The sequence below is a fragment of the Streptomyces sp. NPDC001927 genome (assembly GCF_053594455.1).
Map to the genome: position 1 here is coordinate 337,434 of NZ_JBSFEN010000003.1, position 15,612 is coordinate 353,045.

Annotated in this window: 12 protein-coding genes and 1 pseudogene; 3 read left to right on the forward strand and 10 right to left on the reverse strand. The window is 70.6% G+C overall.

The window, feature by feature from the left end; all coding sequences use genetic code 11:
* Genes ACWCO8_RS08970 through ACWCO8_RS08980 form a run of 3 tightly spaced genes read left to right on the forward strand, consistent with a single transcriptional unit; the run spans nt 1 to nt 5,219 of the window.
* Nucleotides 1-855 (forward strand): carbohydrate ABC transporter permease, encoded by an 855-nt coding sequence (locus tag ACWCO8_RS08970; protein ID WP_451031663.1) that lies wholly within the window; start codon nt 1-3, stop codon nt 853-855.
* A 17-nt stretch (nt 856-872) separates the two neighbouring features.
* Nucleotides 873-2,144 (forward strand): glycoside hydrolase 5 family protein, encoded by a 1,272-nt coding sequence (locus tag ACWCO8_RS08975; RefSeq protein ID WP_451031664.1) that lies wholly within the window; start codon nt 873-875, stop codon nt 2,142-2,144.
* Between the two features lie 39 nt (nt 2,145-2,183).
* Nucleotides 2,184-5,219, forward strand: coding sequence for an alpha-mannosidase (locus ACWCO8_RS08980; RefSeq protein WP_451031665.1), 3,036 nt, complete (start codon nt 2,184-2,186; stop codon nt 5,217-5,219).
* 116 nt (nt 5,220-5,335) lie between these two features.
* Here ACWCO8_RS08980 and ACWCO8_RS08985 read toward each other — a convergent pair.
* The 10 genes and pseudogenes from ACWCO8_RS08985 to ACWCO8_RS09030 form a co-directional block, all read right to left on the reverse strand.
* Nucleotides 5,336-6,526: pseudogene (locus ACWCO8_RS08985) on the reverse strand (MFS transporter); the annotation flags it as partial.
* Between the two features lie 87 nt (nt 6,527-6,613).
* Nucleotides 6,614-6,973 carry an ArsR/SmtB family transcription factor gene (locus ACWCO8_RS08990; RefSeq protein ID WP_362010157.1) on the reverse strand — a complete coding sequence of 120 codons (360 nt, stop codon included), beginning with the start codon at nt 6,971-6,973 and terminating at the stop codon, nt 6,614-6,616.
* A gap of 93 nt (nt 6,974-7,066) precedes the next feature.
* Nucleotides 7,067-7,288 (reverse strand): hypothetical protein, encoded by a 222-nt coding sequence (locus tag ACWCO8_RS08995; RefSeq protein ID WP_362010155.1) that lies wholly within the window; start codon nt 7,286-7,288, stop codon nt 7,067-7,069.
* A gap of 129 nt (nt 7,289-7,417) precedes the next feature.
* Nucleotides 7,418-9,958, reverse strand: a complete 2,541-nt coding sequence (locus ACWCO8_RS09000; protein ID WP_451031666.1) for a DUF4118 domain-containing protein — start codon at nt 9,956-9,958, stop codon at nt 7,418-7,420.
* Between the two features lie 40 nt (nt 9,959-9,998).
* Complete coding sequence (locus ACWCO8_RS09005) at nt 9,999-10,685, reverse strand: response regulator (protein ID WP_451031667.1); 687 nt, start codon at nt 10,683-10,685, stop codon at nt 9,999-10,001.
* 98 nt (nt 10,686-10,783) lie between these two features.
* Nucleotides 10,784-11,527 carry a potassium-transporting ATPase subunit C gene (locus ACWCO8_RS09010; RefSeq protein ID WP_451031668.1) on the reverse strand — a complete coding sequence of 248 codons (744 nt, stop codon included), beginning with the start codon at nt 11,525-11,527 and terminating at the stop codon, nt 10,784-10,786.
* 2 nt (nt 11,528-11,529) lie between these two features.
* On the reverse strand, nt 11,530-13,665 hold the full coding sequence (gene kdpB / locus ACWCO8_RS09015) for a potassium-transporting ATPase subunit KdpB (protein WP_451031669.1): 2,136 nt from the start codon (nt 13,663-13,665) through the stop codon (nt 11,530-11,532).
* Nucleotides 13,662-15,326, reverse strand: coding sequence for a potassium-transporting ATPase subunit KdpA (gene kdpA / locus ACWCO8_RS09020; protein ID WP_451031670.1), 1,665 nt, complete (start codon nt 15,324-15,326; stop codon nt 13,662-13,664). Before kdpA ends, kdpB begins: the two co-directional genes overlap by 4 nt.
* An 8-nt stretch (nt 15,327-15,334) precedes the next feature.
* A complete protein-coding gene (kdpF, locus tag ACWCO8_RS09025) occupies nt 15,335-15,424 on the reverse strand; it encodes a K(+)-transporting ATPase subunit F (protein WP_329853613.1) in 90 nt (29 codons plus the stop codon).
* The gene (locus ACWCO8_RS09030; RefSeq protein WP_362419934.1) at nt 15,421-15,549 is read right to left on the reverse strand and encodes a hypothetical protein; all 129 of its coding nucleotides are present in this window, start codon (nt 15,547-15,549) and stop codon (nt 15,421-15,423) included. Before ACWCO8_RS09030 ends, kdpF begins: the two co-directional genes overlap by 4 nt.
* Nucleotides 15,550-15,612: the final 63 nt, after the last annotated feature.

Below are 15,612 nucleotides of genomic sequence, written 5' to 3' on the forward strand. Positions count from 1 at the left end.
ATGCCCGTACGAGCCTCACGGGGTTTCGGCACACCCGGCCCGGCCGCGCGGGCGGCCCGCTACGCGCTGCTCCTCCTGGTCCTGCTGCTCACGGTCGGCCCGTTCCTGTGGCAGCTGTCCACCTCGCTCAAGGGACCGGGCGAGGACGTGTACTCCCGCACACCGGACTTCCTGCCGAGCGATCCGACGTTCTCCAACTACGCGCAGGTCGCCGACACCATCCCGGTCTGGACGTACGCCCTCAACTCGCTGACGGTCGCGGCGATCGCGGTCCTCGGCAACGTGGTCGGGGCCACCCTCGCCGGCTACGCGCTCTCCCGGCTGCGCTTCCGGGGCGCGCGGCTCGTGCTCGGCCTGTTCCTGGCCACGCTGGTGCTGCCCGGAGAGGTCACGATCGTCTCCCAGTACGTGACCGTACGGAGCATGGGCCTGACGGACACGCTGCTCGGGGTGGCGCTGCCGGGGGCGATCGCCATGCTGAACGTCCTGCTGATGTACACGGCCTTCCAGGCCGTCCCGCCCGAGCTGGACGCCGCCGCGCTCGTCGACGGCGCGAACGTGTGGCAGCGCCTGGTCCATGTGGGGCTTCCCAACGTGCGGGGCATGCTGAGCGTCGTGGTGATCTTCACCTTCATCGGTGCGTGGGACGACTTCCTGTGGCCGCTGATCGTGCTCAACGACCCCGAGCGGTACACGCTCACCGTGGGGCTGCAGTACCTCGACGGCACGTTCACCGCCAATCCGCGGCTGATCGCGGCCGGGACCATGATCGCCTTCCTGCCGATCGTGGCCGTCTTCGCCGCGCTCCAGCGGTTCTTCTTCAAGGGCGTCGAGGAAGGCGCCATCAAGGGATGACCTGGGGAAAGGAACCCATGCCGAGCACGCCCGCTGCACGCGACACCCCTCGCTTCGGCGTCAACTACACCCCGAGCCAGGGCTGGTTCCACCACTGGCTGGACTTCGACCTCGACCCCGTCCGCGCCGACCTGGACTCGATCGCCGCCCTCGGCCTGGACCACGTCCGGGTCTTCCCGCTCTGGCCCGTCTTCCAGCCGAACCGCACCCTGATCCGCCCGCGCGCGGTCGAGCAGCTGGTGTCTCTCGTGGACGCGGCGGCCGAGCGGGGCCTGGACGTGGCCGTCGACGGGCTGCAGGGCCATCTGTCCAGCTTCGACTTCCGGCCCTCCTGGACGCTCACCTGGCACCGGCGCAACATGTTCACCGACCCGGAGGTCCTCGACGGTCAGGCCGCCTATCTGCACACGCTGGCCTCGGCCCTCGCGGACCGGCCGAACTTCCTGGGCATGACGCTCGGCAACGAGATCAACCAGTTCTCGGGCGACCCGCACCCCGATCCGGACCGGATCACACCGGCCGAGGCCGAGAGCTGGCTGCGGCGCATGCTCGGGGCATGCGAGCGCGGGGCGCCCGGACGGCTGCATCTGCACGCGGAGTACGACGCCGCCTGGTACCTGGACGACCACCCCTTCACCCCGGCCCAGGCGGCCCGGCTCGGCGCGGTCACGGCCGTCCACTCCTGGGTCTTCAACGGCACCGCCCAGCGCCACGGCCCCGACTCCGTCGCGACCGGGCAGCACGCCGCCTATCTGATCGAGCTGTCGAAGGCCTGGGCCGACGACCCGGCGCGCCCGGTGTGGCTCCAGGAGGTCGGGGCGCCCGCCCCGCTCATCGCGCCCGACCGGGCCGCCGCCTTCACCCGTACGACGGTGGCGGCGGCGCTCGACTGCCCGGACCTCTGGGGCGTCACCTGGTGGTGCTCCCACGACGTCGACCGGTCACTCGCCGACTTCCCCGAACTGGAGTACAGCCTCGGCCTGTTGACCAGCGAGCGGAAGGTGAAACCGGCCGGGCGTGCGCTCGCCGAGGCCGTCGCCGAGGTCCGTGCCCGGGCACACCACCGGCCCCTTCCACGGACCACGGCGCTCGTCCTCGACCTGCCGGACGAGGCGCCGAAACGCTCGACGTGCGCGCCGGGCGGGGCCTTCTTCGAGGCCTTCATGCGGCTCGCGGCGGACGGCGCGCGGCCGGCGGTCGTACTGGCGTCGCGGGCCTCGGACCGCGATCATCTCAGCGCACGCGGGATCACCGAGACGGTCTCCGTCGACGACGTCGACCTGACCTGACGACGACCACGTTCTCTCTCACGTGATGGAGCGACTTGCATGCATGACGACCGCACCCTGACCGAGTCCCGTCTCAAGCGCGTCCTGGAAGAGCGGATCCGCCCCGCGATCCACCCGGAGTCCGTACCCCTGGAGGTGGGGATCTGGACCGCGCCCGACGAACCGGTGCCGGTGGCCGAGGGGATCGCCGCCCCGCGCACCCCGATCGCCGCGGGTGACGCCTGGGGCGCGCCCTGGGGTACGAGCTGGCTGACCGTCTCCGGGGTGGTGCCGGAGGCGTGGGCGGGCCGGACGGTGGAGGCGCTGATCGACCTGGGCTTCGACGCGAACATGCCCGGCTTCCAGTGCGAGGGTCTCGTCTACCGGCCCGACGGCTCGCCGGTGAAGGGGCTCAATCCGCGCAACCAGTGGGTGCGGATCGCCGAGCGGGCCGTCGGTGGCGAGGAGGTGCTGCTGCATGTGGAGGCCGCGTCCAATCCGGTGATCCTGGACTACCACCCCTTCCTGCCGACCGAGTTGGGCGAGAAGGAGACCGCGGGCGACACCCCGCAGTACCGGTTCGCGCGGATGGACCTGGCGGTCTTCGACGAGACCGTGTGGCAGCTGGTGATCGATCTGGAGGTGCTCGGCGAGCTGATGGCGGAGCTGCCGGTGGACGGCGCCCGCCGCTGGGAGATCCTGCGGGCCGTGGAGAGCGCCCTGGACACGGTCGACCTCCAGGACGTGAACGGGACGGCGGCCGCGGCCCGTTCACGTCTCGCGGAGGTGCTGGCCTCGCCCGCCGAGCCGTCGGCGCACCGGATCAGCGCGGTGGGCCACGCCCACATCGACTCGGCCTGGCTGTGGCCGCTGCGCGAGACCGTCCGCAAGGTCGCGCGGACCACGGCGAACATGACGGCGCTCCTGGAGGACGAGCCGGACTTCATCTACACGATGTCGCAGGCGCAGCAGTACGCCTGGATCAAGGAGCACCGTCCCGAGGTGTACGCGCGGGTCAAGAAGGCGGTCTCCGAGGGCAGGTTCGTCCCGGCCGGGGGCATGTGGGTGGAGTCGGACACGAACATGCCGTCGTCGGAGGCGATGGCCCGTCAGTTCGTGCACGGCAAGCGGTTCTTCCTGGAGGAGTTCGGAGTCGAGAACGAGGAGGCGTGGCTGCCGGACACCTTCGGATTCGCGGGCGGACTGCCTCAGATCATCAAGGCGGCCGGGTCGAAGTGGCTCCTGACGCAGAAGATCTCGTGGAGCCAGGTCAACTCCTTCCCGCACCACACCTTCTGGTGGGAGGGCATCGACGGGACCCGGATCTTCACGCACTTCCCGCCGATCGACACGTACAACTGCTCGATGAAGGGCAAGGAGATCGCGCACGCGGTCCGCAACTTCAAGGACAAGGGGCGGGCCCGGCACTCGATCGCGCCGACCGGCTGGGGCGACGGAGGCGGCGGCACGACGCGCGAGATGGTCGCGAAGGCGGCCCGGCTGCGGGACCTGGAGGGTTCGGCGCGGGTGCGCTGGGAGCGGCCCGCGGAGTTCTTCGCGAAGGCGGAGGCGGAGTATCCGCACGCGCCTGTCTGGGTGGGCGAGTTGTACCTGGAGCTGCACCGGGCGACGCTGACGAGTCAGGCGCGGACCAAGCAGGGCAACCGGGCGAGCGAGAACCTGCTGCGGGAGGCCGAGCTGTGGGCGGCCACCGCGTCCGTACGGTCCGGAGTGCCGTATCCGTACGAGGAGTTGGACCGGATCTGGAAGACGGTGCTGCTGCACCAGTTCCACGACATCCTGCCCGGCTCCTCGATCGCGTGGGTGCACCGGGAGGCGGAGCGGACGTACGCGGCGGTCGCCGAGGAGCTGAACGGCATCGTCGACCGGGCGCAGCGGGTCCTCGCCGGCGACCCGGTGGCGGGCGGCGAGCTGGTCTTCAACGCGGCCCCGCACGCGCGCGCGGGCGTCCCGGCGGGCGGGGCGGGGGCCGTCGTGGCGGCTTCGGCCGACGCCACGGCGCAGGCGCGGCCCGGCGGCGGGTTCGTCCTCGACAACGGGCTGCTGCGGGTGACGGTGGACGGGCGGGGCCTGGTGGTGTCGGCGGTCGACCTGGCGACCGGCCGGGAGACGCTGGCCCCGGGCGCGGCGGCGAACCTGCTGCAGATCCACCCCGACTTCCCGAACATGTGGGACGCCTGGGACGTCGACCAGTTCTACCGGAACACCGTCACGGACCTGACGGAGGCGGACGAGGTGGTGCTCGCCGAGGAGGGCCCGCGGGCCGTCTCCGTACGGGTGACGCGGACCTTCGGCGCCTCGCGCGCGGTGCAGACGCTGAGGCTCGCGGCGGGGGCGAAGCGGCTCGACCTGGACACGGAGGTCGACTGGCACGAGACGGAGAAGTTCCTCAAGGCGGCGTTCCCGCTCGACCTGCACACCGACCGGTACGCGGCGGAGACCCAGTTCGGCCACCTGTTCCGGCCCACGCACACCAACACCAGCTGGGAGGCGGCCAAGTTCGAGGCCTGCAACCACCGGTTCGTCCACTTCGAGGAGCCCGGCTGGGGCATCGCCCTGGTGACGGCCTCGACGTACGGGCACGACGTGACCCGTACCGTACGGCCCGAGGACGGTGGCACGACGACGACCGTACGGATGTCCCTGCTGCGCGCCCCGCGCTTCCCCGACCCGCACACCGACCAGGGCGTGCACCGGTTCCGGCACGCCCTGGTGCCGGGCGCCTCCGTCGGCGACGCCGTGCGCGAGGGGTACCGGATCAACCTTCCGGAGCGCGTGGTTCCGGGGGACGCGGAGGTCGTGCCGCTGGCCGTCGTGGACGACGACGCCGTCGTGGTCAGCGCCGTGAAGCTGGCCGACGACCGGAGCGGCGACGTTGTGGTCCGGCTCTACGAGTCCCGGGGCGGGCGGGCCCGGACCCGCCTGACCACCGACTTCGGCTGGGACGCCGTGACGGTGTGCGATCTCCTGGAGCGCCCCCTCACCGACCTGGCGCCCGACGGGGACGTGGAGCTGTCCCTGCGCCCCTTCGAGCTGGTCACGCTGCGCTTCGCGCGGTCGGGCCAGCGCGGGTGAAGGGCGTCGATACGGAAGTCGTGCACGTGACAGGGGCCGTCCGCGCCGGCCAGGTGCGGATGGTCGACGGCCAGCTCGGGATGGCGGTGCTCCAGGGCCTCCGGGTCCTCGCGCGGCCAGAGCCGTAGGGCGGCGAAGGCCGCGCCGAGGGCGAGGAGGCCGAGCGCGCCGGAGGCGACCGCGAGGCCGGCGCGCGAGGCCGTCCACCCCGCCAGGGGGTAGGTCAGCAGCCAGCAGCCGTGGGCGAGGGAGAACCGGGCGGCGAAGACGGCGGGCAGGTCCGCGCTGCCCGCCGAGCGCCGCAGCAGCCGCCCGCCGGGCGTGAGGACGGCCGAGGAGGCGGCTCCGAGCAGCAGCCAGGCGACGAGCAGGCCGGGCCAGGCCCAGGGTCCTGGGACGGCCTCCCCGGCCGCCGGGAGGAGGAGCAGGACTCCGGCCGTCACGAAGGCGGCGGGGAGCATCACGGTGCGGTCGCCGGCCCGCTCCAGGGCGCGGGGCAGCAGCAGCGCGACGGCCATGGAGCCCGCTCCGTACGCGCCGAGGGCGAGCGTGACGTCGCCGGCCGGGCGGCCGAGGACCTCGCGGACCAGGACGACGGTGGTGACGAGGACCAGCGCGCCGCCGGCGGCGACGACCAGGTCGAGCGCGAGGAGGGCGCGCAGGCGCGGGGTGGCGAGGACGAGCCGGATGCCACCGGTCCGCCCGGCCGGGGCGGAGCCGGAGGCGGACACGGCTGCGGGGGCGGGCAGGAGGACGGAGGCGACGAGGGCGGCGGAGGCGAGGAAGCCGACGGCGGTCCCGGTGAAGAGCAGGCCGGCCGGGAGGACCGTGAGCAGCGCGGCCGCGAGCGCGGGGCTGAAGAGGTTCTCCAGGTCGTACGCGAGGCGGGAGAGGGCGAGGGCGCGGGTGTAGTCGCGCTCGTCGGGCAGGACGTCGGGGACGGTCGCCTGGAAGGTCGGGGTGAAGGCGGCCGAGGCGGCCTGGAGCAGCAGGATCAGGACGTAGATCTGCCAGACCTCGGTGACGAAGGGCAGGGCGAGGGCGGCCGTGGCCCGCGTGAGGTCCATGGCGACGAGCAGCGCCCGGCGGGGTATCCGGCCCGCCAGAGCGCCGGCCAGGGGCGCGACGGTGACGTAGGCGACCATCTTGATCGCGAGCGCGGTTCCTAGGACGGCGGTGGCGTCGGCGCCCGCGAGGTCGTACGCGAGGAGGGCGAGGGCGACGGTCGCGAGCCCCGTGCCGGCCAGGGCGACGAGCTGCGCGGTGAAGAGGCGACGGTAGGTGCGGTGACGCAGCACGGACAGCATGGGGCCCGCCCTCGTTCGGCTCCGGGGGTCGTGACCACCGTAGCGAACATGTGCATGCTTGCGCACACGTGGACGAGAAGCCGTGGTTCAGTCGTGCCAGGGCTCTCCGGTCACCTGGTGGTCGGCATGGCTGATCGCCTCGACCACGAGGCGCCGCATATGGCCGTCGGGCAGCGTGTAGACGACGCGGCGGCCGTCCTTCCGATGCTGGACCAGCCCGCTGAGCCGCAGCTTGGCCAGGTGCTGGCTCACGGCCGGGCGGGCCGCGCCGCAGGCCTCCGCGAGGGCGGTGACGTCGGACTCCCCGCGCGACAGGAGCCAGACCAGGTGCAGCCGGGTCGGGTCCGCGAGGAGCGCGAACACCCCCGCCGCCGCCGCGAGCTCGGGGGCGCCCGGTGTGCGCTGGTGCACCACGCTCGCAGCTGGGGACGGTTCGCGTTGCGACATGGGCCCATCGTAGGCACCGGAACGAAAGCCGCCCCGGTGCTCGGGGCACCGGGGCGGTCTCTCGTCAGGCTGTCGGGGCCGTAGAGGGGGCCGTCAGAGCTTGTGCATGCCCTTGTAGGGGCTGAGGACTCGGACCTGGCTGGCTCCGAAGTCGACGAGCAGCGCACCCGTCGGCTCCTGGCCGATGACCTTCCCGAGGCCGTGGCGATCGTGGGAGACGCGGTCACCGACGGCGAAGTCCTTGATCACGGGATCGGTGGGAGCCGCGAAGGGGCTGGTGGACAGGTGGCGCCGGGGCGCGGATCGGTTCGTCATCGTCCTGCCAGTATGCCCCGCGTAAGCGCGGGGGCACAGGCCCTGCGGTGAGGCCTGTGAGGCCGTTACGCCAACACACCTGCGCCGCACGGGCGTTGCCCCGCACATTCGCCGCCTCCGGACAGGTCCCTACGTGGTCGTCGCCGCCGGGAGTTCCGCGCGGGACAGGGGCAGGCCCTCGGCCATGCGGAGGCTGACGGCCATCGTCAGTCCGCCGCCCGGGGTGTCCTCGGCGGCCACCGTGCCGCCCATGGCCTCGATGAAGCCGCGGGCCACGGCCAGGCCCAGGCCGACGCCGGCGCCGCGCGGGGCGTCGCCGTAGCGCTGGAAGGCGCCGAAGATCCGGTCCTTGGCCTCGTCGGGGACGCCCGGGCCGCGGTCCACCACGCGCAGTTCGACGCGGTCGGCGATGGCGCTGGCGGCCACCAGGACCGGCTCGTCCGTCGGGCTGTACTTGACGGCGTTCTCGACGATGTTGGCGACGGCCCGTTCCAGGAGGCCCCGGTCGACGGCGACCATCGGCAGCGTCTCGGGGATGTCGAGCTCCACGCTGCCCTCCGGCACCCCGACGAGCGCCATCGGGACGACCTCGTCGAGGTCGGTCTCGCGGATGACGGCGGTGACGGTGCCGGTCTCCAGGCGGGAGACGTCCAGCAGGTTGCCGACGAGGTGGTCGAGGCGGTCGGCGCCGTCCTCGATGCCTTCGAGGAGCTCCGCGCGGTCCTCCTCGGACCACTCGATGTCGTCGGCGCGCAGCGAGGTGACCGAGGCCTTGATGCCGGCCAGCGGGGTACGCAGGTCATGGCTGACCGCAGCCAGGAGCGAGGTGCGGATCTTGTTGCCCTCGGCCATCTTGCGGGCCTCCTCGGCCTCGCCGACGAGCCGCTGCCGGTCCAGGACGGTCGCGGCCTGGGCGGCGAAGGCGCCGAGCACGCGCCGGTCCTCGGCGGGCAGGACCCGGCCGGTCAGGGCGAGCGCCAGGTGGTCGCCGATGGGCATGTCCACATCCGCGTCCTCGGGCCGTTCGCACTGCCGGGTGCCCACGGAGGCGACGCAGGACCAGGGGTCGGACTCCTCGCGGCGTTCGAGGAGGGCGACCGACTCCATGGCGAAGGTCTCCCGGACCCGTTCGAGGAGCGAATCCAGGCTGGTCTCGCCGCGCAGCACGCTCCCGGCCAGGAAGGACAGCGTCTGGGCCTCGGCCCGCGAGCGCGCGGCCTGCTGGGTGCGGCGGGCCGCCAGGTCCACCACGGAGGCCACGGAGATCGCCACGCCCAGGAAGACCACGAGGGCGACGATGTTCTTCGGGTCGGCGATCGTGAGTTCGCCGATGGGCGGCGTGAAGTAGTAGTTCAGGAGCAGGGACCCGACCGTCGCCGAGGCGAGGGCCGGCTTGAGCCCGCCGAGCAGGGCGGCGGCGACGGTGAGGGTGAGGAAGAGCAGGACGTCGTTGGCGAGCCCGATGTCCGGGGCGATCCCGAGGAGCAGGGTGAGCAGGGCGGGGCCCACGATGCCGGTGAACCAGCCCCAGAGGGTCCGGGAGCGGCCGAGCTTCGCGCCGCGGGCGGTCGGCAGGCCACGCCCCTTCGCCATCTCGTCGTGGGTGACGATGTGGACGTCGAGGTCGGGGCCCGACTCGCGGGCCACCGTGCCGCTGACCCCGGGCCCGAACACGTACTGCCAGGAGCGTCTGCGGCTGACGCCGAGGACGATCTGGGTGGCATTGACGCCCCGGGCGAACTCCAGGAGTCCGGAGGAGACGTGATCGCCGATGACGTGGTGGAAGGTGCCGCCGAGGTCCTCGACCAGCGTGCGCTGGACCGCGAGTTCCTTGGGCGAGGCGGCCGTGAGGCCGTCGCTGCGGGCGATGTAGACGGCGAGGACCTCGCCGCCGGCGCCCTTCTCCGCCAGCCGGGCGGCGCGGCGGATCAGGGTGCGGCCCTCGGGGCCGCCGGTGAGGCCGACGACGATCCGCTCGCGGGAGCCCCAGATCTTCGAGACCCGGTGCTCGGTGCGGTACTCCTGGAGGTACTCGTCGACCCGGTCGGCGGTCCAGAGCAGGGCGAGTTCGCGCAGCGCCGTGAGGTTGCCGGGGCGGAAGTAGTTGGACAGGGCCGCGTCGACCTTGTCGGACTTGTAGATGTTGCCGTGGGCCATGCGTCGCCGCAGGGCCTGGGGCGACATGTCGACCAGTTCTATCTGGTCCGCCCGCCGCACGACCTCGTCGGGGACGGTCTCCTTCTGCCGTACGCCGGTGATCGACTCGACGACGTCGCCCAGCGATTCGAGGTGCTGGATGTTGACGGTCGAGATGACGTCGATACCGGCGGCGAGCAGCTCCTCGATGTCCTGCCAGCGCTTGGAGTTGCGCGAGCCGGGCACGTTGGTGTGCGGCAGTTCGTCGACGAGCGCGACGGCGGGCTTCCTCGCCAGGACGGCGTCGACGTCCATCTCGGTGAAGGTGGTGTCGCGGTAGGCGATCGTGCGGCGCGGGATCTGTTCGAGCCCGTGCAGCATCACCTCCGTACGCGGCCGGTTGTGGTGCTCGACGAACGCGACGACACAGTCCGTGCCGCGTTCGACCCGCCGGTGCCCCTCGGAGAGCATCGAGTACGTCTTGCCGACGCCCGGTGCCGCGCCGAGGTAGATACGGAGCTTTCCGCGTCCCATGGTGGTGTGATGCCGTTTCTTCGATGGAGGACGGACCGGGTCACGCCTCGAAGCGGTAGCCCATGCCTGGCTCGGTGATCAGATAGCGGGGGTGGGAGGGGTCTCGTTCCAGTTTGCGTCGCAACTGGGCCATGTAGACCCGGAGATAATTGGTCTTTCCCCCGTAACTGGGTCCCCAGACCTCCTGGAGCAGCCGGCGCTGGCTGACGAGGACCCCGGGGTTGCAGATCAGTATCTCCAGCAGGTGCCATTCGGTCGGGGTGAGCCGTACGTCACGGTCGCCGCGGCGGACCTTCTTCGCCACCAGGTCGACGGTGAACTCGTCGGTGGCGACGAGGTGCGTGGTGTTCGGCTGGGCCGGGGCCTCCTCCGTACGGCGGGTGGCGGCCCGCAGCCGGGCGAGCAGCTCGTCCATGCTGAAGGGTTTGGTCATGTAGTCGTCCGCGCCCGCGTCGAGCGCGCGGATCTTGTCCTCGGAGCCGCTGCGGGCGGAGAGGACCAGGACCGGCGCCCGGCTCCAGCCGCGGAGGGCTCTGATGACATCGACGCCGTCCATGTCGGGCAGTCCGAGGTCCAGCAGGATCATGTCCGGCTGTCCCGCGGCCACGAGCCGGAGGGCGGTGGCACCGTCGGGTGCCGCGTCCACCAGGTACTGACGGGCCTGGAGATTGATCACCAAGGCTCGTGCGAGCTGCGCGTCGTCCTCCACGACAAGCACCCGGGTCATCGGCGTGCTGCCTTCCTCTTGTCGTCCACGTGCGACGGGAGTCGGCGGGTCCGGGACTTCCCGGGGCCCCGCCGACTCCCTCTGGTGCGTTAAGGCCATCAGCCCTTGGTCAGTTCCTTGAGCGCGATGTTGAGCTTGAGGACGTTGACGCGGGGCTCACCCATGAAGCCGAGGGTCCGGCCGTCGGTGTTGTCCGCGACGAGCTTCTCGACCTGCTTGACGTCGAGACCGTTCTTCTCCGCGACCCGGTGGACCTGCAGCTCCGCGTACTCCGGGGAGATGTGCGGGTCAAGGCCGGAGCCGGAGGAGGTGATGGCGTCCGCCGGGATGTCCTTGGGCGTGAAGCCGGCGGCCGTGTTGTCGGCGATGACGGCTTCCCGGGCGGAGAGCACCTTGTAGCAGAGCGAGGCCTGGTCGTCCTCGGTCTTGTACTCCTCGATCGGAAGGCAGGACGCCTTGCCGGTCTCCGGGTCGTGCTTGGCGCCGTCCTCACCGGAACGGTTGGTCGCGCCCGACAGGATCAGCGAGTACTGCGTGTTGACGCTGTTGGAGCCCAGACCGTTGGACGGACGCGGCTGGAACCACTTGAGGTCCGCGACCGGGGCCTCCTCGGCGTCGTCCGGGTTCTTCTTCGGCAGGTAGTAGCTCTGACCGATGAGTTCCGAACCGACGACCTTGCCGTCGCTCTTGATCTCGGAGCCGTTGGCCTTGTTGTTGAACGCCACCTGAGCCAGGCCCGTGACGACCAGCGGGTAGAGCACACCCGTCACCACGGTCAGGACGAGCAGGGCGCGGAGACCGGCCCAGAGCAGCCGCCCTGCGTTTCCTACGGAGTTGTTCATGATCAGCCGATTCCGGGGATGAGGGAGATGAGGAGGTCGATGATCTTGATGCCGATGAACGGGGCGATCAGGCCGCCGAGGCCGTAGATCCCGAGGTTCCGGCGGAGCATCTTGTCCGCGCTCGTCGGCCGGTACTGCACGCCCTTGAGGGCGAGCGGGACCAGCGCCACGATGATCAGCGCGTTGAAGATGACCGCGGAGAGGATCGCGGACTGCGGCGAGTGCAGGTCCATGATGTTGAGCTTGTCGAGCGACGGGTAGGCCACGGCGAACATCGCGGGGATGATCGCGAAGTACTTGGCCACGTCGTTGGCGATCGAGAAGGTGGTGAGCGCGCCTCGGGTGATGAGGAGCTGCTTGCCGATCTCGACGATCTCGATGAGCTTGGTCGGGTTGGAGTCCAGGTCCACCATGTTCCCGGCCTCCTTGGCGGCCGAGGTACCGGTGTTCATGGCCACGCCGACATCCGCCTGCGCGAGGGCCGGAGCGTCGTTCGTACCGTCGCCGGTCATCGCGACGAGCTTGCCACCGGCCTGCTCGCGCTTGATCAGCGCCATCTTGTCCTCGGGGGTCGCCTCGGCGAGGAAGTCGTCGACTCCCGCCTCCTCGGCGATGGCCTTGGCGGTCAGCGGGTTGTCACCCGTGATCATGACCGTCTTGATGCCCATCCGGCGCAGCTCGTCGAACCGCTCCCGCATGCCCTCCTTGACGACGTCCTTGAGGTGGATGACGCCGAGGACGCGGGCGCCCTTGTCGTCCTCCACCGCGACCAGCAGCGGCGTGCCGCCGGCCTGGGAGATCGTGTCGTTGAGCTGCTGGGCGTCGTCGGAGACGTTGCCGCCCCGCTCCTTCACCCAGGCCAGGACCGAACCGGTCGCACCCTTGCGGATCTTGCGGCCGTCGACGTCCACACCCGACATACGGGTCTGGGCGGTGAAGGCGATCCACTCGGCGCCGTCGAGCTCGCCCTGGTGGCGCTCGCGCAGGCCGTACTTCTCCTTGGCGAGGACCACGATGGAGCGACCCTCGGGGGTCTCGTCGGCCAGCGAGGAGAGCTGCGCGGCGTCCGCGACCTCGGCCTCGGTGGTGCCCTTGACCGGGACGAACTCGGAAGCCTGGCGGTTGCCGAGCGTGATGGTGCCGGTCTTGTCCAGGAGCAGCGTGGAGACGTCACCGGCGGCCTCGACCGCGCGGCCCGACATGGCGAGGACGTTGCGCTGCACCAGGCGGTCCATGCCGGCGATGCCGATGGCCGAGAGCAGGGCGCCGATCGTGGTCGGGATGAGGCAGACCAGGAGCGCGGTGAGGACGATCATCGACGTCTGGTCGTCGGCGCCCGCGTAGATCGCGAACGGCTTCAGCGTGACGACGGCGAGCAGGAAGACGATGGTGAGGGACGCCAGCAGGATGTTGAGGGCGATCTCGTTGGGGGTCTTCTGGCGCGCCGCGCCCTCGACCAGGTTGATCATCCGGTCGATGAAGGTCTCGCCCGGCTTCGTCGTGATCTTGATGACGATGCGGTCGGACAGCACCTTCGTACCGCCTGTGACCGCCGAGCGGTCGCCGCCGGACTCGCGGATGACCGGGGCCGACTCGCCGGTGATGGCGGACTCGTCGACGCTCGCGACACCTTCGACGACGTCACCGTCGCCGGGGATGATGTCGCCGGCCTCGCAGACCACCAGGTCACCGATCTTGAGGTCGGTGCCGGGGACGCGCTCCTCGTTCTTGCCGATCAGGCGGCGGGCGACCGTGTCGGTCTTCGCCTTGCGGAGCGTGTCGGCCTGCGCCTTGCCGCGGCCCTCGGCCACGGCCTCCGCCAGGTTGGCGAAGATGGTGGTCAGCCAGAGCCAGACGGCGATCGCCCAGCCGAACCAGTCGCTCGGGTCCTTGACGGCGAGCACGGTGGTGACCACCGAGCCGACCAGGACCACGAACATCACGGGCGACTTGACCATCACGCGCGGGTCGAGCTTCTTGACCGCGTCCGGGAAGGACTTGATCAGCTGCTTGGGGTCGAACAGACCCCCGCCGACGCGGCCGGCCGGCTTGTGTCCGCCGGACAGGTCGCCGTGCGGCGCCTTCGTCGGGGTTGCGGTGGACATGGCGTCCTCTTGCTTCTTCACATCGATGTTCATGCCGCGAGCCCTTCGGCGAGCGGGCCAAGGGCGAGGGCCGGGAAGTAGGTCAGACCGGTGATGATCATGATCGTGCCGACCAGAAGACCGGTGAACAGCGGCTTCTCGGTCCGCAGGGTGCCGGCCGTCGCGGGGACGGGCTTCTGCTCGGCGAGCGAGCCGGCCAGGGCCAGCACGAACACCATGGGCAGGAACCGGCCGAGCAGCATCGCGATGCCGATCGTCGAGTTGAACCACTGGGTGTCGGCGTTCAGACCCGCGAACGCGGAGCCGTTGTTGTTGGCACCCGAGGTGTACGCGTAGAGGATCTCGGAGAATCCGTGCGATCCGCTGTTGGTCATCGAGTTGGCCGGGGTGTCCAGGGCCATCGCCGCGGCGGTGAAGCAGAGCACCAGCGCCGGGGTGACGAGGATGTAGCAGGCCGCGTACTTGATCTCGCGGGTGCCGATCTTCTTGCCCAGGTACTCGGGCGTGCGGCCGACCATCAGACCGGCGATGAACACGGCGATGATCGCCATGATCAGCATGCCGTAGAGGCCGGAGCCGACACCACCGGGGGCGATCTCGCCGAGCTGCATGCCCAGCATGGTGATGCCGCCGCCGAAGCCGGTGAAGGAGGAGTGGAAGGAGTTGACCGCACCCGTGGAGGTGAGGGTCGTCGCCACGGCGAAGATCGACGAGCCGCCGATGCCGAAGCGGGTCTCCTTGCCCTCCATCGCGCCGCCGGCGATGTCGTACACCGGAGCGCCGTGGTGGAACTCGGTCCACATCATGAGCGCGGTGAAGCCGAGCCAGATGGTGGCCATCGTCGCCAGGATCGCGTAGCCCTGCTTGAGCGAGCCGACCATGCGGCCGAACGTGCGGGTCAGCGCGAACGGGATGACCAGGATCAGCCAGATCTCGAAGAGGTTCGAGAACGGGTTCGGGTTCTCGAAGGGGTGGGCCGAGTTGGCGTTGAAGTAGCCGCCACCGTTGGTGCCCAGCTCCTTGATGACCTCCTGGGAGGCGACGGCGCCGCCGTTCCACTGCTGCGTGCCGCCCGTGAACTGGCCGACCTCGTGGATGCCGGAGAAGTTCTGGATGGCGCCGGTGGCGACCAGGATGAGCGCGCCCACGATGGAGATCGGGAGCAGGATGCGGATGGTGCCGCGGACCAGGTCGGACCAGAAGTTGCCGAGCTCACCGGTACGCGAGCGGGCGAAGCCGCGCACGAGGGCGACGGCGACGGCGATGCCGACCGCGGCCGAGACGAAGTTCTGCACCGCGAGGCCGCCGGTCTGCACGACGTGGCCCATGGCCTGCTCGCCGTAGTACGACTGCCAGTTGGTGTTGGCGACGAAGGACGCGGCGGTGTTGAACGCCTGGTCCGGGTCGATGGAGGCGAAGCCGAGCGAGCCGGGGAGCGAACCCTGCACCCGCTGGAGCAGGTAGAGGAAGAGGACGCTCACCGCGGAGAAGGCGAGGACACCGCGCAGGTAGGCGGGCCAGCGCATCTCCGTGTTCGGGTTGGCACCGATGCCCTTGTAGATCCACTTCTCGACCCGCAGGTGCTTGTCGGAGGAGTAGACCCGGGCCATGTAGTCACCGAGCGGCTTGTAGGCCAGGCCGAGGGCGACGATCAGCGCGAGGAGCTGGAGGACACCAGCAAGAACGGGGCTCATATCCGTACTCAGAACCTCTCCGGCTTGACGAGGGCGAGGACGAGATAGACCAGCAGGGCGACGGCCACGATCAGACCGACGATGTTCTCGGCAGTCACAGCTTGGCCACCCCCTTGGCGATGAAGGCCACCAGCGCGAAGATCGCGATCGTGGTGACGACGAAGGCCACGTCGGCCATCGTGAGCTCCTGAGTGAAGAACGGATTCTCGGACTGGATGAGCAAAGCGCTTTTCGGCCACGTCAAGGCCGCCGTTAACGCGTCCCTGACGACCGGCACCGCGCTCTT

What these genes read in the sequence shown, in the direction of transcription:
- ACWCO8_RS08980 (WP_451031665.1), top strand. Translation starts at nt 2,184, where the DNA reads ATGCATGACGACCGCACCCTGACCGAGTCCCGTCTCAAGCGCGTCCTG.
- kdpA (WP_451031670.1), bottom strand. Translation starts at nt 15,326, where the DNA reads ATGAGCCCCGTTCTTGCTGGTGTCCTCCAGCTCCTCGCGCTGATCGTC.
- ACWCO8_RS09005 (WP_451031667.1), bottom strand. Translation starts at nt 10,685, where the DNA reads ATGACCCGGGTGCTTGTCGTGGAGGACGACGCGCAGCTCGCACGAGCC.
- ACWCO8_RS08990 (WP_362010157.1), bottom strand. Translation starts at nt 6,973, where the DNA reads ATGTCGCAACGCGAACCGTCCCCAGCTGCGAGCGTGGTGCACCAGCGC.
- ACWCO8_RS08975 (WP_451031664.1), top strand. Translation starts at nt 873, where the DNA reads ATGCCGAGCACGCCCGCTGCACGCGACACCCCTCGCTTCGGCGTCAAC.
- ACWCO8_RS08970 (WP_451031663.1), top strand. Translation starts at nt 1, where the DNA reads ATGCCCGTACGAGCCTCACGGGGTTTCGGCACACCCGGCCCGGCCGCG.
- kdpB (WP_451031669.1), bottom strand. Translation starts at nt 13,665, where the DNA reads ATGAACATCGATGTGAAGAAGCAAGAGGACGCCATGTCCACCGCAACC.
- ACWCO8_RS09010 (WP_451031668.1), bottom strand. Translation starts at nt 11,527, where the DNA reads ATGAACAACTCCGTAGGAAACGCAGGGCGGCTGCTCTGGGCCGGTCTC.
- ACWCO8_RS09000 (WP_451031666.1), bottom strand. Translation starts at nt 9,958, where the DNA reads ATGGGACGCGGAAAGCTCCGTATCTACCTCGGCGCGGCACCGGGCGTC.
- ACWCO8_RS08995 (WP_362010155.1), bottom strand. Translation starts at nt 7,288, where the DNA reads ATGACGAACCGATCCGCGCCCCGGCGCCACCTGTCCACCAGCCCCTTC.